This window comes from Fulvimarina endophytica, from assembly GCF_003403015.1.
Lineage (GTDB): Bacteria > Pseudomonadota > Alphaproteobacteria > Rhizobiales > Rhizobiaceae > Fulvimarina > Fulvimarina endophytica.
This window is the reverse complement of sequence record NZ_QURL01000009.1, coordinates 34,761-55,884: the sequence shown is the minus strand read 5'-3', so window position 1 is coordinate 55,884 and position 21,124 is coordinate 34,761. Positions and strand designations below refer to the sequence as shown.

General features: G+C 66.6%; 17 protein-coding genes and 2 tRNA genes. 10 read left to right on the top strand and 9 right to left on the bottom strand.

Translation table 11 applies throughout. The features are described 5' to 3' along the window. Positions 1–2 precede the first annotated feature (2 nt). From glcE to putP, 3 genes are all read left to right on the top strand, one after another. A complete protein-coding gene (gene glcE / locus DYI37_RS17685) occupies positions 3–1,259 on the top strand; it encodes a glycolate oxidase subunit GlcE (protein WP_116684607.1) in 1,257 nt (418 codons plus the stop codon). Between the two features lie 151 nt (positions 1,260–1,410). After that, on the top strand, positions 1,411–2,754 hold the full coding sequence (gene glcF / locus DYI37_RS17680) for a glycolate oxidase subunit GlcF (protein WP_116684606.1): 1,344 nt from the start codon (positions 1,411–1,413) through the stop codon (positions 2,752–2,754). Between the two features lie 87 nt (positions 2,755–2,841). Further along, positions 2,842–4,350, top strand: a complete 1,509-nt coding sequence (putP, locus tag DYI37_RS17675) for a sodium/proline symporter PutP (protein ID WP_116684605.1) — start codon at positions 2,842–2,844, stop codon at positions 4,348–4,350. A 103-nt stretch (positions 4,351–4,453) separates the two neighbouring features. Here putP and pip read toward each other — a convergent pair whose 3' ends face one another. From pip to DYI37_RS17650, 5 genes are all read right to left on the bottom strand, one after another. Beyond that, positions 4,454–5,401, bottom strand: a complete 948-nt coding sequence (gene pip / locus DYI37_RS17670) for a prolyl aminopeptidase (protein ID WP_116684604.1) — start codon at positions 5,399–5,401, stop codon at positions 4,454–4,456. A gap of 110 nt (positions 5,402–5,511) precedes the next feature. Next, positions 5,512–7,737, bottom strand: a complete 2,226-nt coding sequence (locus DYI37_RS17665) for a xanthine dehydrogenase family protein molybdopterin-binding subunit (protein WP_245413985.1) — start codon at positions 7,735–7,737, stop codon at positions 5,512–5,514. Positions 7,738–7,742: 5 nt separating this feature from the next. Beyond that, complete coding sequence (locus tag DYI37_RS17660) at positions 7,743–8,714, bottom strand: FAD binding domain-containing protein (RefSeq protein WP_116684602.1); 972 nt, start codon at positions 8,712–8,714, stop codon at positions 7,743–7,745. Further along, a complete protein-coding gene (locus tag DYI37_RS17655; protein WP_116684601.1) occupies positions 8,711–9,259 on the bottom strand; it encodes a 2Fe-2S iron-sulfur cluster-binding protein in 549 nt (182 codons plus the stop codon). The genes DYI37_RS17660 and DYI37_RS17655 overlap by 4 nt, the downstream gene beginning before the upstream one ends. Positions 9,260–9,664: 405 nt before the next feature. Further along, a complete protein-coding gene (locus tag DYI37_RS17650) occupies positions 9,665–11,494 on the bottom strand; it encodes a M3 family oligoendopeptidase (RefSeq protein ID WP_116684600.1) in 1,830 nt (609 codons plus the stop codon). 290 nt (positions 11,495–11,784) lie between these two features. On the opposite strand from DYI37_RS17650, the gene DYI37_RS17645 reads away from it, so the two are divergent. Then, positions 11,785–13,251 carry a sigma-54-dependent transcriptional regulator gene (locus DYI37_RS17645; RefSeq protein ID WP_116684599.1) on the top strand — a complete coding sequence of 489 codons (1,467 nt, stop codon included), beginning with the start codon at positions 11,785–11,787 and terminating at the stop codon, positions 13,249–13,251. Between the two features lie 508 nt (positions 13,252–13,759). Further along, positions 13,760–15,322 (top strand): peptidoglycan L,D-endopeptidase MepK, encoded by a 1,563-nt coding sequence (locus tag DYI37_RS17640; protein WP_116684598.1) that lies wholly within the window; start codon positions 13,760–13,762, stop codon positions 15,320–15,322. Between the two features lie 345 nt (positions 15,323–15,667). Here the strand turns inward: DYI37_RS17640 and DYI37_RS17635 are convergent. The 3 genes from DYI37_RS17635 to DYI37_RS17625 form a co-directional block, all read right to left on the bottom strand. Then, positions 15,668–15,744: transfer RNA gene (locus DYI37_RS17635), tRNA-Arg, on the bottom strand. 150 nt (positions 15,745–15,894) lie between these two features. Continuing rightward, positions 15,895–16,200, bottom strand: coding sequence for an ETC complex I subunit (locus DYI37_RS17630; RefSeq protein WP_116684597.1), 306 nt, complete (start codon positions 16,198–16,200; stop codon positions 15,895–15,897). 47 nt (positions 16,201–16,247) lie between these two features. Continuing rightward, positions 16,248–16,324 (bottom strand) — tRNA-Pro (locus DYI37_RS17625). A gap of 244 nt (positions 16,325–16,568) precedes the next feature. On the opposite strand from DYI37_RS17625, the gene DYI37_RS17620 reads away from it, so the two are divergent. Beyond that, on the top strand, positions 16,569–17,360 hold the full coding sequence (locus tag DYI37_RS17620) for an alpha/beta hydrolase (RefSeq protein ID WP_116684596.1): 792 nt from the start codon (positions 16,569–16,571) through the stop codon (positions 17,358–17,360). 213 nt (positions 17,361–17,573) lie between these two features. Next, positions 17,574–17,774 (top strand): hypothetical protein, encoded by a 201-nt coding sequence (locus DYI37_RS20190; RefSeq protein WP_199520205.1) that lies wholly within the window; start codon positions 17,574–17,576, stop codon positions 17,772–17,774. Here the strand turns inward: DYI37_RS20190 and yacG are convergent. Further along, positions 17,725–17,922 carry a DNA gyrase inhibitor YacG gene (gene yacG, locus DYI37_RS17615; protein WP_116684680.1) on the bottom strand — a complete coding sequence of 66 codons (198 nt, stop codon included), beginning with the start codon at positions 17,920–17,922 and terminating at the stop codon, positions 17,725–17,727. The genes DYI37_RS20190 and yacG overlap by 50 nt on opposite strands. Before the next feature lie 433 nt (positions 17,923–18,355). On the opposite strand from yacG, the gene DYI37_RS17610 reads away from it, so the two are divergent. From DYI37_RS17610 to atpA, 3 genes are all read left to right on the top strand, one after another. Beyond that, positions 18,356–18,748 (top strand): AGROH133_08824 family phage infection protein, encoded by a 393-nt coding sequence (locus DYI37_RS17610; protein WP_116684595.1) that lies wholly within the window; start codon positions 18,356–18,358, stop codon positions 18,746–18,748. 278 nt (positions 18,749–19,026) lie between these two features. After that, positions 19,027–19,587 (top strand): F0F1 ATP synthase subunit delta, encoded by a 561-nt coding sequence (locus DYI37_RS17605; protein ID WP_116684594.1) that lies wholly within the window; start codon positions 19,027–19,029, stop codon positions 19,585–19,587. After that, positions 19,587–21,116, top strand: a complete 1,530-nt coding sequence (atpA, locus tag DYI37_RS17600) for a F0F1 ATP synthase subunit alpha (RefSeq protein ID WP_116684593.1) — start codon at positions 19,587–19,589, stop codon at positions 21,114–21,116. The genes DYI37_RS17605 and atpA overlap by 1 nt, the downstream gene beginning before the upstream one ends. Positions 21,117–21,124: the final 8 nt, after the last annotated feature.

The following is a 21,124-nucleotide window of genomic DNA, read 5'->3' as shown; positions in this document are numbered from 1 at the left end:
TCATGAGCGCGAATGCAGCCGCAAAGCCCGCCGGAGCCTCCGGCGCAGAGGCCTCCCGCCTGTTCGAGCCGACGAGCGAGGACGCGCTTCGCGACGTGATCGCCGGGGCCGTCAGCGAGGAGGTGCCGCTCCTCGTCGAGGGAACGGGCTCGAAATCCGGCCTCGGACGGCCGGTTCAGGCGGGCGCGACGCTCTCGACGCGCAAGCTGACCGGCGTCACCCTCTACGAGCCGGAGGAACTCGTTCTTTCGGCAAGGGCCGGAACGCCCATCGCCGAGATCGAGGCGATGCTCGACGAGAAGCACCAGCGCCTCGAATTCGAACCCATCGATTACGGCCCCCTCCACGGGCGCGAGCGCGGCCTCGGCACGATCGGCGGCGTCGTCGCCTGCAATCTCGCCGGCCCCCGCCGCCTGAAGCAGGGCGCGGCGCGCGATCATGTTCTCGGCGTCCGGGCCGTCTCCGGCCGGGCGGAGATCTTCAAGTCCGGCGGGCGGGTGGTCAAGAACGTCACCGGCTACGACCTGTCCAAGGGGATCGCCGGCTCCTTCGGCACCCTCGCGGTCATGAGCGAGGTGACGATCAAGGTCCTGCCGAAGAGCGAGGCCGAAACCACGCTCCTCCTGCGCGGTCTCGACGACGAGGCGGCATCCGCCGCGATGGCGCTCGCCCTCGGCTCGCCGGCCGAGGCCTCGGGCGCGGCCCATCTGCCCATGCTGACGGCCGCCCGCGTGATGGACGGAGCGCTGGGCAACGAGCCCGCCACCGCGATCCGCCTCGACGGCTTCGGCCCCTCGGTCGAGGCGCGGGCGAAGCATCTCGGCACCGTTCTCGAGGAGCGCGGCCGGCTCGAGCATCTTCACGGTGAGGAATCGCGCGCCTTCTGGCGCGACGTGAAGGATGCGATCCCGTTCGCCGACGGCAGCGAGCGGCCGGTCTGGCGCGTGAGCGTCGCGCCCACCTCCGGCCATGCCCTCGTGATGGGCCTCCGGCGTCATGCGGCGATCGACGCCTTCTACGACTGGCAGGGCGGCCTCGTCTGGCTGCGGATGGAGAGCGGCGAGGCGGAAGCCGACCTCGTGCGCGCCGGCGTGAGCCGCATCGGCGGCGGCCATGCGACCCTCGTGCGCGCGACGGATCAGGTCCGTGCCGCGACCGAGGTCTTCCAGCCCCACGCCCCCGCCCTTGCCGGCCTGTCGCGCCGCCTGAAGGAGCAGTTCGATCCGGCCGGCGTGCTCAATCCGGGAAAGATGGGGTGACGGCCATCATCCGACACGACGGCGACCACGCGGCAGGCCCAAGACCGCTTTCGCCGGGCGAGCGATCCGGCACCGCCGGGTCGCATCTCTAGAAAAAGCCCCGCTCGCCGCGCACCTGACCGCCGACTTCGGCTCTGGGAGGAGCCTCTTCATGCAGACCCATTTCACACCCGCCCAGCTCGACGATCCCGATACGGCCCATTCGGCCGGCATCGTGCGCAAATGCGTCCATTGCGGCTTCTGCACGGCGACCTGCCCGACCTATGTGACGCTCGGCAACGAGCTCGATTCGCCGCGCGGGCGCATCTATCTCATCAAGGACATGCTGGAGAACGACCGGCCGGCGGACGAGAAGACCGTCACCCATATCGACCGCTGCCTCTCCTGCCTCGCCTGCATGACCACCTGCCCGGCCGACGTGAACTACATGCACCTCGTCGACCATGCCCGAAACCATATCGAGGCGACCTACAAGCGGCCCTTCGTCGACCGGATGACGCGGCGGATCCTCGCCCTCGTCCTGCCCTATCCGGGCCGCTTCCGCGCAAGCCTTGCCGCCGCGCGGCTCGGCCGGCCCTTCGCGAGCCTTCTCGACGGCATCAGGCCCCTGAAGCCCATGGCCGCCATGCTGCGCCTTGCGCCGACCAGCGTTCCGGCGAAATCGGCGATCAACGAACCCGGCACCCATGCGGCCGCCGGCACCCGCAGGGGACGCGTCGCGATCCTCAGCGGCTGCGCCCAGTCCGTGCTCGACCCCGCCATCAACGAGCGGACGGTCGCCCTCCTCAACCGCATCGGCGTCGAGGTCGTGGTGCCGAAGGGCGAGACCTGCTGCGGCGCTCTCGTCCACCACATGGGCAAGGAGGACGAGGCCCACCGCTTCGCCAAGCAGAACATCGACGTCTGGTGCCGCGAGATCGAGACCGGCGGGCTCGACGCCATCGTCATGACCGCGTCGGGCTGCGGCACGACGGTCAAGGACTACGCCCATATGCTGCGGCTCGATCCGGACTATGCCGACAAGGCGAAGCGGGTCTCCGAGAAGACCCTCGACGTCACCGAATATCTCGCGACCCTCGACCTGCCGGAGCCGGTCAACGCGACGGGCCTCGACGTCGCCTATCACTCCGCCTGCTCCATGCAGCACGGCCAGCGGGTGCAGAAGCAGCCGCGCGGCCTGCTGCGACAGGCGGGCTTCACGATCCGCGAGATCCCCGAGGGGCACCTGTGCTGCGGCTCGGCCGGCACCTACAACATCACCCAGCCCGAGATCGCCGCGCAGCTCAAGGCGCGCAAGGTGAAGAACATCGAGAGCGTCTCGCCGCAGGTCATCGCCACCGGCAATATCGGCTGCATCACGCAGATCGGCTCGGGCACGGGAATCCCGATCCTCCACACGGCCGAACTCCTCGACTGGGCCTATGGCGGCGAGAAGCCGGCCGTGCTCGCCGGGCTCGAACCGCAGGGCAAGGCGGTGCCGATTGCGGCAGAATAGGGGCTGAATCTCGTCGGACTTGTGTTGACGGTCTCGTGACCGCCGTTATCCTAACCGTTCGGTGATGAATGGCAGGAGACGAAAACCATGCAGCTCGGCGTCTGGATCAGCCTCGGGGCCTATTTCGTCCTCATGCTCGCGATCGGCTTCTATGCCTGGCGCAAGTCGACATCGAGTTCGGAAGAATACATGCTGGGCGGGCGCCAGCTCAGCCCGTCCGTCGCCGCGCTGTCGGCCGGTGCCTCGGACATGTCCGGCTGGCTGCTTCTCGGCCTTCCCGGCGCGCTCTTCGCCTCCGGCCTCGTCGAGGCCTGGATCGGCATCGGCCTCTTCGTCGGCGCCTTCGCCAACTGGATCATCGTCGCCCCGCGCCTTCGCGAGCAGACCGCGCGCTACGACAATTCCCTCACCATTCCCGAATTTCTCGGCAAGCGTTTCCCGAGCCGCGCGATCGCGCTTCGCACCATCTCGGCGGTCATCATCGTCGTCTTCTTCGCGGTCTATACGGCTTCGGGCCTCGTTGCCGGCGGCAAGCTCTTCGAGAGCGCCTTCGGCGAGTTCATCGATGTGGGCGGCTTCAGCGACTACACGGTCGGCATCTGGCTGACGCTCGCCATCGTCCTCACCTATACCGTGGTCGGCGGGTTCCTCGCCGTCTCCCTCACCGATTTCGTCCAGGGCTGCATCATGATGCTCGCCCTCGTCATCATGCCCCTCGTGGTGCTCTATTCGGGCCAGGGGAGCGGCTTTTCGGGCGCGGGCGAAACCCTGTCGCAGGTCGACCCCAACTATCTCTCGCTCTTCGACGGGCTCACTCTCATCGGCTTCCTGTCGGCCGTCACCTGGGGCCTCGGCTATTTCGGCCAGCCCCATATCATCGTGCGCTTCATGGCGATCCGCTCCCTCAAGGAAGTTCCGGCAGCGCGCAATATCGGCATGAGCTGGATGGCGATCTCGCTCATCGGCGCCGTCGGCGTCGGCGTCTTCGGCCGGGCCTATGCGGTGCGCAACGGGCTGGAGGTGAGCGATCCCGAGACGATCTTCATCGTTCTGGCCGATCTCCTCTTCCATCCGCTGATCACCGGCTTCCTTCTCGCAGCCCTTCTCGCCGCGATCATGAGCACGATCTCCTCCCAGCTTCTCGTCGCCTCCTCCTCGCTGACGGAGGATTTCTACCGCCTGTTCCTGCGCAAGCAGGCGGGCGAGACGGAGATGGTGAATGTCGGCCGGGTCTGCGTGGTCCTCGTCGCCCTTGCGGCGGTCGTCATCTCCAGCGATCCGAATTCGGAGGTGCTGGGCCTCGTCTCCAATGCCTGGGCGGGCTTCGGCGCCGCCTTCGGACCGCTGATCATCCTCGCCCTCACCTGGTCCAGAATGTCGGGCACCGGCGCCGTCGCGGGCCTCGTCACCGGCGCCGTCACGGTGATCGTCTGGATCAGCCTCGGCTGGAATTCGAGCTTCCTCGGCGGTCCCGGCGTCTACGAGATCATTCCGGGCTTCATCCTCGCCTTCGTCGCCATCGTCCTCGTCTCGAAACTGACGGCGACGAGCGGGGAATATCGCGCGATCGAAACGAAAGCCCAGCCGGCGGAATAGATCCCGGACCGCCCGTCTCGGGCGCTCCCGGCGTCGCGTTCGAGCGCGAGGCCGGGGCGTGGACGGAGAATGGGGCCGGTCGGCCCGTCGGTGCGCGCAAGCGCTATGCGGCGAAGCGATCCGTCGCCTCGATCAGCTCATGCAGAATGCCCGGCTCGTCGACGGCATGGCCGGCGCCCTCGACGAGACGGAACGCGGCATCCGTCCAGATCCGCGACAGGGCGAAGGCCGACCGCGCCGGGCACGGCATGTCGTAGCGCCCGTGGACGATCGCGCCCTCGATCCCCCTCAGACGATGGGCATCGCGCAGGAGCTGCCCCTCCTCCAGCCAGCAGCGATGGGTGAAGTAGTGGTTCTCGATGCGGGCGAAGGCGAGCGCGAAATGCCCGTCGGAGAAGCGAGCGGCGAGCTCGTCGCTCGGAAGAAGCTTGATCGTGCGCGCCTCCCAGGTGCTCCAGGCTTTCGCGCAGGCGAGCTTCTCGGCCTCGTCCGCGCCGGTGAGGCGAGCGCGATAGGCCGCGATCATGTCGCCGCGCTCGGCCTCGGGGATCGGGGCCTGGAAGCGCTCGAACTCCTCGGGAAACATCTCCGAGACGCCGAACCTGTAAGACCAGTCGAGATCGGCCTTCGTGACGAGATAGACGCCGCGCAGGAGAAGTTCGCTCACCCGTTCGGGATGGGTCTCGGCATAGGCGAGCGCGAGGGTCGATCCCCAGGAGCCGCCGAAGACCTGCCACCGGTCGCAGCCGACCATCTGGCGCAGGCGCTCGATATCGGCGACGAGATGCCAGGTCGTGTTCGCCTCGAGCGAGGCATGGGGCGTCGAGCGTCCGCAGCCCCGCTGATCGAAGAGGAGAATGTCGTAGCGGGCCGGGTCGAACAGGCGCCGCTGATCGGGATTGCAGCCGCCTCCGGGCCCGCCGTGAAGAAAGACGACCGGCTTGCCGCCCTTCGTCCCGCAGCGTTCGTAGGAGACGGAATGTCCGTCGCCGACATCGAGCATGCCGGTGTCATAGGGCTCGATCGGCGGGTAGAAGCTGCGGAGGGTCATCGGGTCATCCTCGTAACGGGCGGTCGTGCGCCGAGGATGATATAGACGATCGCATGGAAGAAAGGGGCCGGTTTCCCGACCCCTCTCCATTCACCGCATCATGCCTTCGCTCAGGCTGCCGTCAGATAGTCGTCGGGCAGTTCGGCGAGGATCTTGTCGAGGGTCGCGGGATAATCCCGGATCCTCACGCCGCAGGCATTGTAGATGGCATTCGTGATCGCGGCGCCGACGCCGGCGATCGCGAGCTCGCCGATGCCTTTTCCCGCGAGCGGGCTCGCATGGGGATCGCGGTCTTCCAGAAGCACCACGTCGAGCTGCGGCACATCCGCATGGACCGGCACGTGATACTCGGCGAGATCGTGGTTGACGATCAGGCCGTTGCGCTTGTCGATCACGAGATCCTCCTCGAGCGCGTAGCCGATGCCCCAGATCTGGCCGCCATAGCACTGGGAGGTCGCCGTCTTCTCGTTGAGGATACGGCCCGCAGCGCCGACGGTCAGGAGGCGGCGAATGCGCGTCTCGCCGGTGACGACATTGACCGCCACCTCGCAGAAATGCGCGCCATAGCTCGCCTGATGCGTCTCCTCGGCCTGCTTGCCCGGCTCGATCTTACCGGTCACCGAGATCGCCTCGCCCTTCAGGATGTCGGCGAACGGGATCTGGCGATTGCCGGAGATCGCGTGGCCGTCCTTCAGGGTGAGCGTCTCGGCATCGGCGTCGATGCGGCTCGCAAGCTCCCGGATCAAGGCGAGCGATGCGACATAGACCGAGGAGCCGGCCGAATTCGCACCCCAGGACCCGCCGGAACCCGAAGACGGGGCAAAGCGCGAGTCGCCGAGTTCCACATCGACCATGTCGAGCGGCAGGCCGAGCATCTCGGCCGCGATCTGCTGCAGGATCGTGTAGGTGCCGGTGCCGATATCGGTCATGCCCGTGCGCACCGTCGCGCGGCCGTCCGGGCTCATCTCGATTTCGGCCGAAGACTCCATCAGGTCGTTCTTGCGGCTCGCAGAGGCCATGCCCATGCCGATCAGCCACTCGCCCTCACGGCGCGAGCCCGGCGTCTTCGGACGATCCGACCAGCCGAAGCGCCTTGCGCCTTCCTCGATGCAGTCGATGAGACGGCGCGAGGAGAAGGGCGTATCGGTCTGCGGATTGACCTCGGGCTCGTTCATCCGGCGAAACTCGACCGGATCCAAGCCCAGCTGCTCGGCGATCTCGTCGAGCGCGCCCTCGGTCGCGAGCATGCCCGTCGCTTCGCCAGGCGCACGGCAGGCCGAGGCCATCAGCACGTCCGTCTCGACGATATTGTGGGAGACGATGCGGTCTTCGCCGGGATAGAGGAACACCGACGAGATGCCCGAAGGCTCGAAGAAGCCGTTGCCCGGCGAGTTCGTCGTGTCCGTCTCATGGGCGAAGCAGGTGATCTTGCCCGCCTTGGTGACGCCGATCCGCACGCGCTGGACCGTCTCGCCGCGACGGGAGGTCGCCTGGAAGACGTTCTGGCGGGTGAGCGCGATCTTCACCGGCTTGCCGGTGGCGATCGTGCCGAGACAGGCCATCACCGCATCCGGGCCGAGGCCGAGCTTGGAGCCGAAGCCGCCGCCGATATAGGGGCTGTGGACCGTGATCTTGTCCGCGTCGACGCCCGTATGCTTGGAGAGCTGGCCCGGCGCGGTCTCCAGAAGCTGGTGCGAGGTCCAGACAGTCAGGCGCTCGCCGTCCCATTTGGCCGTGGTGGCGTGGGGCTCCATCGCCGCCGCCTGATAGGAGGGCGTGGTGAAGGTCTGGTCGTACTGGATCTCGGCCTTGGCGAAGGCACTCTCGAAGTCGCCGCGCGTCTGGTTCGGCTCCATCGGCATGGATGCGGGCTCGCGCACCGTCGTGCGGGCGGCGATGTCGAAGCGGCCTTCCTTGGCGTCGTAGTCCACCTTCACGAGCTTGGCCGCGTGGCGGGCCGTCTCGAAACGATCGGCGATCACCACGGCGACCGGCTGGTTGTAGTGGAAGACCTCGCCGTCGATGGTCTGGGCCGCGGGCGCCATGGGCTGGGAGGCCGCACGGACGATCCTGTCGCCCGAAATGACGGTGAGAACGCCGGGCACCGCCTCCGCCTTCGTCGCATCCACCGAGCGGATCGTGCCCTTGGCGATGGAGGCCGGCACGATGAAGCCATAGGCGACGTCCTCGCCGGCGAGATACTCATAGGCATAGGGCGCGGTGCCCGACACCTTGAGCTTGCCCTCGTAGCGCGGTGCGCCCTTGCCGATGACGCCCTGCGTGCCGCGATCGAGGCGGGTCTCGCCGATCGCTTCGTCCATAACGTGCTTGTTCATGGTGTTCATGCTCCCTGCGTTGCTTCGGACAGCACCGAGATGAGGGTGCGCCGTGCAAGCGGTATCTTGAAATCGTTCTCGCCCTGGCCCTGCGCATCGGCGAGAAGGGCGTCGGCCACATCCTCGAAGAGCTTGCGCTTCGGGGTCTGGCCGACCAGCATCGCCTCCAGCTTCGGGTCGCGCCACGGCTTGTGGGCGAGACCACCGAAGGCAAGGCTCGCCTCGGCGATCTCGCTGCCATCCATCTTGACGATGGCAGCCACCGAAACGAGCGCGAAGGCATAGGACGCCCGGTCGCGGACCTTGCGATAGACGTGATAGCCGGCCTTGGGCTTCGGCAGGCGGATGTTGACGATGAGCTCGCCGTCCTTGAGCTCGTTCTCGATATGCGGCGTGTCGCCCGGCAGACGGTAGAAGTCCCGGAGCGGGATCTCGCGATTGTGCCCGTCGGCCTGTTCGGTCTCCACCACCGCGTCGAGCGCCATCATCGCGACGGCCATGTCGGAGGGATGGGTCGCGATGCAGTTGGTCGAGGCCCCGAGGATCGCATGGATGCGGTTGAAGCCGCCGATCGCCGCGCAGCCCGAGCCCGGCTCGCGCTTGTTGCAGGGCTGGGAGGTCTCGTAGAAATAGCCGCAGCGGGTGCGCTGCAGGAGATTTCCGCCGGTCGAGGCCTTGTTGCGGAGCTGGCCGGAGGCACCGGCGAGAAGCGCCCGCGACAGGACTTCGTGATCGCGGCGGATCCGCTCGTCGGCCGCGAGAACGGAATTCGTGACGAGCGCGCCGATCTTCAGCCCCCCGTCCCCGGTCTCCTTGATCTCGTTCAGCGGAAGCCGGGTGATGTCGACGATCTTCTCGGGGGTCTCGATCTCGAGCTTCATCAGGTCGAGAAGGTTGGTGCCTCCTGCGATGAAGCGTCCGCCGAGGGTGCGGGCTTCGCCGACGCTCGACGCCCTGGAATATTCAAACGGTCTCATGCGGGCTCCTTGGTCTTGCCGGCGGCCGCGGAGATGGCGTCGACGATGTTCGGATAGGCCGAGCAGCGGCACAGATTGCCGCTCATGCGCTCGCGGATCTCGTCGCCCGAGATCTCGGTGCCGGTCTTGATGTCCTTGGTCACATGGCTCGGCCAGCCGTCGCCGATCTCGCCCAGCATGCCGACGGCCGAGACGACCTGGCCCGGCGTGCAGTAGCCGCACTGATAGCCGTCATGCTCGACGAAGGAGGCCTGCATCGGATGCAGGTTCTCGGCGGTGCCGAGACCCTCGACCGTGGTGATCGCATCGTTCTCGTGCATCACCGCGAGGGTCAAGCAGGCATTGATCCGGCGTCCGTTGACGAGCATCGTGCAGGCGCCGCACTGCCCGTGGTCGCAGCCCTTCTTGGATCCCGTCAGCCCGAGGTGATCGCGGCAGGCGTCGAGCAGGGAGGTGCGCGGATCGATGTCCAGCGCGTGGTCCCGGCCGTTGATAGACAATGTTACGTTCACGGAGAATTCCCTTCGGTATTCGCTGCGTTCCAGCCTTCGGCCTTAGAGCGGAAGGTAGATTGGAACGGTTCGAAGTCACGAGGGGAACACGCGAGCCGGACAAAGGTTCGAAAGGTGAACGGACTTTTCTCTGTCCGCCCTTGGATATTCGGGGCCACGGTCCGTTGGGCCAGATCCGTCGCCACGGGCCGGTTCGCCGCCGGGTCATCGGGCCGAAGGCCTGAAAATCATGAAGGTTTTGGAATTGTCGCCTCTCGGCAGGCGGGGTGGCGGACGCGGCGCGCGCACGGCCCGGGAAGGCCATGCGCTTCAAAACGCCGCGTCGTCAGTCGGACGAATGAATCGACCCCTCGGGTCGATCCACGTCCGGCGAGGGCTCAGACGCCGCCCGCGCTGCTGGCGGACATCCGAACGCGACGCCTCCCGTGAGCGTCGGTCTCACTCCATCGCTTCCAGCTCGTCGATGAAGCCGGAGATCATCTGGAGGCCCTTCGACCAGAAGGCCGGATCGGAGGCATCGAGGCCGAAGGGGGCGAGAAGCTCGGAATGATGCTTGGTGCCGCCGGCCTTCAGCATCGCGAAATACTTCTCCTGGAAGCCGGTCTCGGCGTTCTCGTAGACCGAATAGAGCGAGTTCACGAGGCAGTCGCCGAAGGCGTAGGCATAGACGTAGAACGGCGAGTGGATGAAGTGGGGGACATAGGTCCAGAAGGTCTCGTAGCCGTCCCCGAGCCGCACCGCCGGCCCGAGGCTGCGCCCCTGGACCGCGAGCCAGATCTCGCCGATCCGCTCGGCCGTCAACTCGCCGCCCTTGCGCTCCTCGTGGAGCGCGCGCTCGAACTGGTAGAACGCGATCTGGCGCACCACCGTGTTGATCATGTCCTCCACCTTGGAGGCGAGCAGCGTCTTGCGCTCCTGCTGCGTCTTGGCCTGGGCAAGCAGCGAGCGGAAGGTGAGCATCTCGCCGAACACCGAGGCGGTCTCGGCAAGGGTCAGCGGCGTTGCCGCCATCAGCGCGCCCTGATCGCCCGCCAGCACCTGGTGGACGCCGTGACCGAGCTCGTGGGCGAGCGTCATTACGTCGCGCGGTTTGCCCATGTAGTTGAGGAGAACGTAAGGGTGGACGCTCGGCACGGTCGGATGGGCGAAGGCGCCCGGCGACTTTCCGGGCCGCAGCGAGGCATCGATCCAGTCGCGCTCGAAGAAGCGGTTGGCGATCTCGGCCATCTGGGGCGAGAAGCCCGAATAGGCGGAGAGCACCGTCTCGCGCGCGTCGGACCAGGAGATGTCGCGCCTTTTGGCATCGGGCAGCGGCGCGTTGCGATCCCAGTAGTCGAGAACGTCGAGCCCCAGCCATTTCGCCTTCATGGCGTAGTAGCGATGGGAGATCGAGGGATAGGCCTGGGTGACGGCCGTGTTCAACGCATCCACCACCTCGCGCTCCACCCGGTTCGCGAGATGCCGCGAATCGGCGACATCGGTGAAGCCGCGCCAGCGATCGGAGATCTCCTTGTCCTTGGCCAGCGTGTTGGTGATGAGGGTGAAGGTCCGCAGGTTCGCCGAGAAGACGTTGGTGAGCGCGGCCGCCGCCTTGCGGCGCTTCTCGCGATCCTCGTCCTGAAGCAGGTTGAGGGTCGATTCGAGCCCGAGATCGTCGCCGTCGACGGTGAAGCGCAGGCTCGTCAGGGTCTCGTCGAACAGCCGGTTCCAGGCGCCCGCCCCGGTGATGCCCTTCTCGTGGAACAGCTCCTCGACCCGGTCCTCGAGCTGGAACGGCTTGTCCTTGCGAAGATCGACGAGCCAGGGCCGGTAATGGGCAAGCTTCGGCTCGCTCTCCATCGCCCGGTCCATCACCGCGTCCTCAATGCGGTTCATCTCGAGCGTATAGAAGAGGAGATGGGTGGCGACATCGGTGATCGATCCCTGGATGTCGCCGTAGAACTTGGCACGCATCGGATCGGCGGTGTCGCCCGCATAGACAAGGCCGGCATAGGAGATGATGCGGCCGAGCAGTTCCTCGAGCTTCTCGTAATCGGCGACCGAACGGGCAAGACCGTCCGGATCGCTCTCGGCGAGGTCGGCGAGGCGGCCGCGCCAGGTCTCCTTGAAGAGCGCGGCATCCGCCCGCGCGCGCTCGAGATCGGCTTTCAGCTCGGGCGAATCCATCGCCGGATAGAGATCGTCGAGATTCCATTCCGGAAGCGCCGCGGAACCGCCTGCGAGAGGCTCTGCGGCGGAACGGGCGATCGGGAGGAAGCGGTTCGTCATCGGGCGGGCCTGCTCAAGGTTCGTGCTCAGGGTTCGTGGAACGGACGGCGGTCGCGAAAGGGACGGTCGGGCCGTCGCCGGTCATTCCCCTTAGAGGAAGTTCGCCCCTCAGATAAAGAACGGCTCCCCCGGATTAAAGAACGACAGGGCGTTCGAGGCCGGTCCGTTCGTTACAAATCGAGGCAATTCGCTCATCCGTCGTTACCGGTGTTCCTTGAGGCGGCTTTCAGGCCCCCCGTGCCAGTTTGGGTCAATCCCGCCTCAGGCAGGCACAGATTGGGCACACGGTGATGGCACGCAAGGTTCTGGTGGTCGACGACGACCCCATTCAGCGCAGGCTCCTCGACGCGCAGATCTCGCGGATCGGCCTGCAGCCGATCCATTGCGACGGCGGCCGGGCCGCGCTCGACGCCCTGACGGGCCCGCGGGCGCAGGACGTGACCGTCGTCCTCCTCGATCTCGTGATGCCCGACAAGAGCGGCACCGAGGTGATGGCGGAGATGCAGAAGCGCGCCATCGACGTTCCGGTCGTGGTGCAGACGGCCAAGGACAGCGTCGAGACGGCGGTCGCGGCCATGCGGGCGGGTGCCTTCGACTTCGTCACCAAGCCCGTCTCGCCGGACAGGCTCGGCGAGGCGCTGACGCGGGCGGTGCGCATGTTCGATGCCCGCTCGCGCCCGGCGCCCGTGCCGGCGAGCTTTCGCGCCCACGCTCTGCCCGAGCCGATGGCGAGCGTCGTCGCCAGCGCCGCCAAGGCCGCGAAGTCCACCATTCCCGTTCTCGTCAGCGGCGAGACCGGCGTCGGCAAGGAATGGATCGCCCGCGCCATCCAGGCCTGGGGCCCGCGCGCCGGCAAGCCCTTCGTCACCGTCAATTGCGGCGCGCTCCCCTCCGATCTCGTCGAAAGCATCCTCTTCGGCCATGCCAAGGGTGCCTTCACGGATGCGGGACGCGAGCATTTCGGCAAGTTCCGGGAGGCCGACGGCGGAACGCTCTTCCTCGACGAGGTGGGCGAACTCAGCCCGTCCGCGCAGGTCAAGCTTCTGCGGGCGATCCAGGAAGGGGTCGTCGACCCGATCGGCGCCGACCGGGCGGTGAAGGTGGATGTGCGGCTGCTTTCGGCCACCAACCGGTCGCTCGGTGCGGCCGTGCGCGAGGGACGCTTCCGCGAGGATCTCTTCTACCGGCTGAACGCCTTCGAGATCACCGTCCCGCCGCTTCGTCACCGCCGCGCGGAGATCCGGCCCCTTGCCGAAGGTTTCCTGAAGCGCTTCCTCGCCGACGAGCCCCAGTCGCCGGCCCGCCGGATCGGTCCCGACACGCTTGACCTTCTGGAAGGCTTCGACTGGCCCGGCAATATCCGCCAGCTGGAGAACATGGTGCACCGGGCCGTGGTCCTGTGCGAGAACGAGGTGCTGCGGCCGGAGGATTTCGACGCCCTTCTCCTCGCGCGGCAAGCCGCCGACGGCGCAGGCGCACCGACGCCTTGGCCGAAGGCGCCTGTCGGCGAGGCAGAGGCCGCGCCCCGGGAACGGGCCGCCGAAACCGGGCGCGGTGAAGACGGCGGGCGCCGCCCCGATCCGCTTCTTCACGACGAGACCGGCGACCTGCGCCGTCTCGACGAGATCGAGGCCGCCGTCATCCGCCTCGCGGTCGAGCGCTATCAGGGGCGCATGAGCGAGATCGCCCGCCGCCTCGGCATCGGACGCTCGACGCTCTACAGGAAGATGCGCCAATACGAGATCGATGTGCCCTGACATGAGAGCATCGGACCGAAACGTGGACCCGGTTTTCGGGCCATCCGATACGTCGGCAATGAACCGAAGCCTCGGACCCGGTTCTTGAGTCGGGGCCGAGGCTGTAGAGGCTTCAGGCTCGCACAAGGCACCGCCCGCAATCGAGCGGCTCGAACGCCGATCCGGGGCCGGTCTTCGGCGGCCTTTTCGAGCCCTTCCTTCGAAGAGCCGGCCAAGCATATTTCGCTCGGGGGCGTGAAAATCGGGCGAAAACGGGCCGGAACCTCTCTATTCTTGGATATACCGCGATGACCCGCGTCCGGGACCCGCGCCTTCTTGGCGGAGCAAAGTCTTAACCTTTACCTGGCCTTAACCAAAACCAGATAGTTTGAAAGAATGCGGATCGGGTGTCATCCTTATGCCGCAGTTCGCGTCAAACTGTGTCGCCGAGGATCGCGGCAATCCGCTGACGGTCCGGACGCTTCGAGGGATACGAAGCACCGGAACGCTGATCGGAAGGGGATGAGCTTTGAATTTCGCAATCAGCGCCTCGCGTGTCCGTAGCTGGGCCGTCGCCGTTTTCGCATGCCTGATGGTGCTCACCGCACTCGGCACGGCGAGCGCGTCCGCCGAGACGCGAACCCTTAAATTCTTCAACGTTCACACCAAGGAACGCGGCGTCTTCGCCTACAAGCGCAACGGCCGCTACGACCAGAACGAGTTGAAGAAGATCAACTACATGCTGCGGGACTGGCGCAAGAACGCGCCGACCAACATGGACCCGCAGCTCCTCGACCTGATCTGGGAAGCCTACCGGCAGGCCGGCGCCAGCGACTACATCCACATCATCTCGGGCTATCGCTCGCCGGCCACCAACAGCATGCTGAAGCGCACGCGCGGCGGCCAGGCGACCAAGAGCCAGCACATGGTCGGCAAGGCGCTCGACTTCTACATTCCGGGCGTCAAGCTCTCCACGCTCCGCGCGATCGGCCTCAAGATGCAGGTCGGCGGCGTCGGCTTCTATCCGAAGTCCGGATCGCCCTTCGTCCATTTCGACACCGGCAATGCCCGCCACTGGCCGCGCATGAACCGCAACCAGCTCCTCGCCGTCTTCCCGAATGGCGGCACCGTCCACGTGCCGTCGGACGGCAAGCCGCTTCCGGGCTATCAGCAGGCGCTCGCCTCCTACAAGGCCCGCCGCCAGTCCGGCGACATGCAGGTCGCCAACGCCTCCTCGGGCGGCGGCAAGTCGCTTCTGTCCATGCTCTTCGGCGGCGGCGGGGCCGACGAGGAAGAGGACAACATGGAGAGCGCGGCGCCGGCGACCCAGGTCGCCCGGGCCCGGCCGCAGCAGGCGGCGCCCCAGGCTCCCATGGTCGCGAGCGTCGTTCCGACCTCCCGCCCGACCCAGTCCGCACCCCAGCCGGTCGCCGTCGCCATGCTCGATGCCGGCTTCGACACCCGCAGCGATCCGCGCAACGCCCCGGCCGAGGCCGTGAACGGCACCCTGGAAGAGACCACGGTCGCCAGCCTCGAGCCTGCCAATGTTCCGATGCCGAGCTGGGCGCCCGCCCGCGCCGTTCCCGCGACGCTCCAGGCAAGCACGCCCGAGCGGGTGACGCCGTCCGACGACGAGACGGCCGCGATGATCGCAGCGCTCGAGACCCAGGCCAGCGACGAACGGCGCATCGGCTCCGAGCTCGCCTATGCCGTTCCCCTTCCGAGCGGTCGCCCGGCCTTCAATTCGGTGCTGAAGGATCAGGTCGCCGCCGTGATCCCGCCCGATGCGCCGACGGCGCCGCCGGCCCTGCGCCAGGTCTCCCTGCCCGCCCCGAGCATGCGGCCGGCTCACGAGCGCGACCAGGCTGCGAACTTCATGGCGATCACCGCCGCCAAGCCCGCCGCAGCTCCCAAGCCCGTGGTCGAAGCGCCGGTCGCCGTCGCCAGCCGCGAGGAGCCGGTCTCCACCAAGGGCGGATGGAAACTCGCCTCCTCCCGCAGCACGCCGAAAGCCCGGAGCCAGCCGGTCGCGGTCCTCGACGGCGACGCCGAGATCCGCGCCCGCATCGAGTCGGCGTTGAGCTTCGACTGAGCCGGTCCGCCAGTCCTCCCGAGGTCCCGCGGATCGCGGACCCGTCCACACACGAACGGCCCGAACGCAATCCGCGTCCGGGCCGTTCGCATGTTCAGGGGCCTGCATCGAAGGTTCGCGCCCGTTCCGGTCGGACTTTGAGAGACCGTAACCACGAAGAGGCCAGCCCGGCACTCCCACGCTCCGCGCGAACCGGCCGACTTTGGGAGACTGCTTTGAAGGGCGACCGAACGCGGCCAGCCTGCGGCACGTGAAAGGCTCCCGTATTGGCCACGCGAACCGCCGAGCCAAAGGGCAACCGATACGACCGTACGCCGCCTGAGCGATGTTCTGAGAAAAAAGAATTGGCGATCCCACCAGGATTCGAACCTGGGACCTACGGCTTAGAAGGCCGTTGCTCTATCCAGCTGAGCTATGGGACCGTGGGTGCGACACTAGATCATCACGACCGGAAAATCATGACGAGGCGGAAAAAAAGACGAGCCCCTCGAGCGGGGTTCGATCGGGGCCTGCGGAAACGTGTTCGCCGGCCCCGATCCCCAGACGATACCGCGTCCGGGCAATGGGAGCCCTCAATGGGTCCAGGGCTGGCGCCGGTCGTATTTGAAGTTGTCCGCATAGGCGACGCGCACGCGCTTCGTCTCCTTCGGCTCCTCGACGCGGTAGGGAATGTCGTTGCGCTCGGCATATTCGACCGCCTGCTCGCGCGTCTCGAAGGACAGGCGCAACTGGCCGAGCATGTCGCCGGACGAGGTGTAACCCATCAGCGGGTCGATGCGCTTGGGCTCCTGCGGCTCATAGATCAGGAGCCATTCCTGCGTCTTGGCCTTGCCGGACTGCATGGCGGTGCGCGCCGGCTTGTAGATCCTCGCGACCATGGCGAACTCTTTCGATCGAATTGACGGAAGACCCGGCGGGTGACGGATGGTCGGAGCGGCAGGATTCGAACCTGCGACCCTCTGGTCCCAAACCAGATGCGCTACCAGGCTGCGCTACGCTCCGGGATCCGACAATCGTGCGGTCGTCCACGGGAGGAGGATTTGACGGGGGGACCGGTGAAAGTCAAGTAAAGCGCTGCGGGTTTGTGGGCGCGGCCTTCGCTTAGACGTGACGGCCCGGCCGGCTGCTTCAATATGCGCCTTGCCGGCAGCGCCCGCCGGCCGATCTGGTCGGCCGAGCCGATTTTCGCGCCCCGCGCCGACGATGCGGCGGACGGCGGCGCCCTCGACAGTCAAGCGGAGATCTCATGCACGACGACATTCCGGAAACCGCCCACGAACTCAGCGTCGGCGAAGGTGACGACAGGCGCGCGATCGCCTATCGCAGCCGCGCCGGCACCGGCCCGGTCCTCGTCTGGCTCGGCGGCTATCGCTCCGACATGCGCGGCACCAAGGCCGAACACCTCCTCGCTTATGCGGAGGCGACCGGGCGCGGCTTCCTGCGGCTCGACTATTCCGGGCACGGCGAATCGGGCGGGCGCTTCGAGGACGGCACGATCTCGCGCTGGACCGAGGAGGCGCGCCGCGTCATCGAGGCGTCGGGGGCCGGATCGGTGGTTCTCGTCGGCTCCTCCATGGGAGCCTGGGTCGCGCTCCTCCTCACCAGGGCCGCGCGGCGGGGCGAATGCGCCTTTTCGGTCGACGCCCTGATGCTGCTTGCGCCCGCCCCCGATTTCACCGAGACGCTGATGATGCCGAAGCTCAGCGCCGAGGATCGCGCGGCGATCGAGCGCGACGGTTTTTTCGCCCAGCCCTCCGAGTACAGCGACGAGCCGAACATCTTCACGAAAGCCCTTTTCGAGGACGGTGCGCGCCATCTCGTTCTCACCGACATGATCGAGACCGGATGCCCGGTCGCCATCGTGCAGGGGATGGAGGATCCGGACGTGCCGCACACCCATGCCCTCACCCTGATGGAGCGCCTGCCGGCGGCGAACGTCACGCTTACCCTCATCCGCGACGGCGACCACCGGCTCTCGCGCCCTCAGGATCTGGAGACGATCTCGCGCGTTCTGGGCGGCCTTCTCTCCTCGCTCTGAGCGAGCCGCATGATCTCCCGGCGCCTGTCCGGCCGGGCGAGGCGGTCCGCCAGCCGCCTTGCGGACGCTCGATCGCCCGCGGCGCCGACCATTTGCCGTTCCCGGAAGGCAATCGGTACGAAGGCTCAGATTTTAGCGAAAAGGTTCATGGATATTGCCGGAGGTTTGAGCTAGTCTGCCCTCACCGCAGCTCGCCTTGAGGGGGAAACGAGCGTGACTATCGAAGACGATCGCGAATTGCAGGAACTGGTCGCTTCGGCCATGAAATCCCTGTCCGTCGCGCCGACGCGGCGGCTCCCCCTCGATCTCGCGACCGTCAAGCGCGAGGAAGCGTCCCTGGAGAAGCTGATCTCCAGCCTCGTGACTACCGCTCCTCGCCGCCCTCGTCCGGGGCAACCGACGGACCGGGAATAACGTAGCTTCCCGACAGCCATCGATTGAGATCGACCGCCTTGCAGCGTTCCGAACAGAACGGGAAGTGTTCGCGCGCGGACGGGCGGGAGCATTCCGGACAACGCCGCTTGGGGCGAAGGGGCGTGACTGTCGAAGGCGAATTCGTCATGGCGGGCATCTGATCGCGAGAAACGGTCGCGCCCCCTGACATGTCGGGAGCGACGGTCGGACGGGCATGTTCGCCCCGGCGGCGGTCCCCCAGATGGTTCGATCGCCGAAGATTTTCAAGCTTTGGGACCCGGCGATCGGCATGCGGATCCGCATCGTCTTCGAGATCCGCTGGCGGATTCTATCGCGTCACGGGGAAAGGCGCGCGGGGCCGATGGGTTCGGTCCCTGTGACGGGGCCGGAGAGGATGCGGAAAGAGCAGGCACCGATCCTCAGCTCACATCCCGCAGATCATGAGGCCCGAGGCGCGCCCTCGGTTTCGATCGGATGGCCTCCCACGTGGGAGGCCCCATGCGGCGCGAGCCGGTTTCGCTCTCCTCCCCTTCTGTCGTATGGAGCGGTCTCCTCACACCCGCGAGACCTCCCGGACCGCCATGCAATTCTCCATTCCGACCGACCTTCCCGGCCTCCTGCCCTTCTGCGCGGCTGCCGTCACCGTCCTTCTCGGCCTCTTCGCGCTCTTTGCGCCCGGCCTCACCCTCAGGGCGCTGAGGCTCCAGCCGCGCGAGACCCGGCCGGAAGCCATCGGCGAGCCGCGCTCGGTCATCGCCGGCTTCTGGCTCGGCGTCGGCATCGTCGCCCTTCTCTTCTTCGACCAGATGTTCATCCAGCTGTGTCTCGGCGCCGGATGGCTGATGAGCGGATTCGGGCGCTTCGTCTCGATTCTGTCCGATGACGGATCGACCTTCGTCAACTGGATCACCTGCATCCTGATGCTGCTTCTCGCATTCGCGGCCCTCGCCCCGGCCTTCGGTTTCGTGTCCTGACGCAAGGTTTGCCCCGGCAGATCAGGCCCTTGGGCGATGAGGAGACGATACCGTCGCCTCATCCGCTCACGAACGCGTAGGCGGCACGAAGACCCTTCAAAGGCATGTTGTCGCTTCAAAAACCCTATGCTAGAGGGTCCGCAGTCTTCACGAAGGGGGACGGGGCCTGACGGTCCCGCATCCCGCTCGGCCCGGCCCGGACGCTGCCCACCCATCGATTGTCGAGGGCGGGACGCAGACGGGCCGACAACGATAACGCGAAAGAGAAACGGTCGTCCGTGGCAAAATCATCCTCTCCCGTTTCGGAAGTTGCTGACCGCTACGCCCAATCGCTCTTCGACCTGGCTCGCCAGGAAGGCTCCATCCAGACCGTCGAATCCGAACTCGACGGTCTGCGCAGCCTGATCGAGGACAATGCTGATTTCAGGCGTCTTGTCGAAAGCCCGGCCTTTTCCGCCGAACAGCAGGCGAAGGGCATTGCGGGTGTCGTCGACAGCGCGCAGCCCAGCGCGCTCACCGGCAACTTCCTGAAGGTGGTCGCCCGCAACCGTCGCCTCTTCGCCCTGCCCGGCATGATTCGCCGGTTCAAGCAGCTTGCCGCAGCCGAACGCGGCGAAGTCGAGGCCGATGTCATCACCGCCGCCGCCATGAGCGACGACGAACGCAACGAACTCAAGGACGTTCTCGGCCGCTATGCGGGCAAGACCGTCACCCTTCGCGAGCGGGTCGATCCGTCGATCCTCGGAGGGCTGATCGTCCAGATCGGCTCCCGTCAGGTCGATACGTCGATCCGCACCAAACTCAATTCGCTTAAGCTTGCACTCAAAGAGGTCGGCTGATGGACATCCGCCCAGCGGAAATTTCCGATATCCTGAAAAACCAGATCAAGAACTTCGGCGCTGAAGCCGAAGTCTCGGAGGTCGGGCAGGTTCTTTCGATCGGCGACGGCATTGCCCGCGTCTACGGCCTCGACAAGTGCCAGGCCGGCGAGATGGTCGAATTCTCCGATGGTATCCAGGGCATGGTCCTGAACCTCGAGGCCGACAATGTCGGCGTCGTCGTGTTCGGATCGGACCGGAACATCAAGGAAGGCGATACGGTCAAGCGCACCGGCAACATCGTCGAAGTCCCCGTCGGCAAGGGCCTTCTCGGCCGCGTCGTCGACGGTCTCGGAAATCCGATCGACGGCAAGGGCCCGATCGACAGCTCCGAGAACCGCCGCGTGGACGTGAAGGCACCGGGCATCATCCCCCGCAAGTCGGTTCACGAGCCGATGTCGACCGGCCTCAAGGCGATCGACGCCCTGATCCCGATCGGTCGCGGCCAGCGCGAGCTCGTCATCGGCGACCGCCAGACCGGCAAGTCGGCGATCCTGCTCGACACGATCCTGAACCAGAAGCCGGCTCACGACGAAGGCCGCGAGAACGACAAGCTCTACTGCATCTACGTCGCGGTGGGCCAGAAGCGTTCGACTGTCGCCCAGTTCGTGCGCACGCTCGAAGAGCGCGGTGCGCTGCAGTATTCGATCGTCGTCGCGGCGACCGCCTCCGATCCGGCTCCGATGCAGTACATCGCGCCCTTCGTCGGCTGCACGATCGGCGAGTATTTCCGCGACAACGGCATGCATGCCGTGATCGCCTATGACGATCTGTCCAAGCAGGCCGTCTCCTATCGCCAGATCTCGCTGCTCCTTCGCCGCCCGCCGGGCCGCGAAGCCTATCCGGGCGACGTCTTCTACCTTCACTCGCGTCTCCTCGAGCGCGCCGCGAAGCTGAACGACGACCACGGCGCAGGCTCCCTCACCGCGCTCCCGGTCATCGAGACCCAGGCCGGCGACGTCTCGGCCTACATCCCGACCAACGTGATCTCGATCACCGACGGCCAGATCTTCCTCGAGACCAACCTGTTCTACCAGGGCATCCGCCCGGCGGTGAACGTCGGCCTCTCGGTCTCGCGCGTCGGCTCGTCGGCCCAGATCAAGGCGATGAAGCAGGTCGCGGGCTCGATCAAGGGCGAACTCGCCCAGTATCGCGAGATGGAGAGCTTCGCCCAGTTCGGCTCCGATCTCGACGCCTCGACCCAGCGCCTCCTGCGCCGCGGCCAGCGTCTGACCGAGCTTCTGAAGCAGCCGCAGTTCTCGCCGCTGAAGACCGAAGAACAGGTCGTCGTCATCTATGCCGGCACCAACGGCTATCTCGACGACATCGATGTCGATCAGGTCGGCGATTTCGAGGCCGGTCTCCTCAGCGCCATGCGCAACGAGCACAAGGACGTGCTCGACGCCATCGCCGAGAAGAAGCAGCTCACGGACGAGATCAAGGACAAGCTGAAGTCCGCGGTCGACAAGTTCAAGAAGAACTTCGCCTGATCGATCCG

Coding starts and splice junctions, on each gene's coding strand:
- glcE (WP_116684607.1), top strand. CDS start 3: ATGAGCGCGAATGCAGCCGCAAAGCCCGCCGGAGCCTCCGGCGCAGAG.
- glcF (WP_116684606.1), top strand. CDS start 1,411: ATGCAGACCCATTTCACACCCGCCCAGCTCGACGATCCCGATACGGCC.
- putP (WP_116684605.1), top strand. CDS start 2,842: ATGCAGCTCGGCGTCTGGATCAGCCTCGGGGCCTATTTCGTCCTCATG.
- pip (WP_116684604.1), bottom strand. CDS start 5,401: ATGACCCTCCGCAGCTTCTACCCGCCGATCGAGCCCTATGACACCGGC.
- DYI37_RS17665 (WP_245413985.1), bottom strand. CDS start 7,737: ATGAACAAGCACGTTATGGACGAAGCGATCGGCGAGACCCGCCTCGAT.
- DYI37_RS17660 (WP_116684602.1), bottom strand. CDS start 8,714: ATGAGACCGTTTGAATATTCCAGGGCGTCGAGCGTCGGCGAAGCCCGC.
- DYI37_RS17650 (WP_116684600.1), bottom strand. CDS start 11,494: ATGACGAACCGCTTCCTCCCGATCGCCCGTTCCGCCGCAGAGCCTCTC.
- DYI37_RS17645 (WP_116684599.1), top strand. CDS start 11,785: ATGGCACGCAAGGTTCTGGTGGTCGACGACGACCCCATTCAGCGCAGG.
- DYI37_RS17630 (WP_116684597.1), bottom strand. CDS start 16,200: ATGGTCGCGAGGATCTACAAGCCGGCGCGCACCGCCATGCAGTCCGGC.
- DYI37_RS17620 (WP_116684596.1), top strand. CDS start 16,569: ATGCACGACGACATTCCGGAAACCGCCCACGAACTCAGCGTCGGCGAA.
- yacG (WP_116684680.1), bottom strand. CDS start 17,922: ATGACGAATTCGCCTTCGACAGTCACGCCCCTTCGCCCCAAGCGGCGT.
- DYI37_RS17610 (WP_116684595.1), top strand. CDS start 18,356: ATGCAATTCTCCATTCCGACCGACCTTCCCGGCCTCCTGCCCTTCTGC.
- atpA (WP_116684593.1), top strand. CDS start 19,587: ATGGACATCCGCCCAGCGGAAATTTCCGATATCCTGAAAAACCAGATC.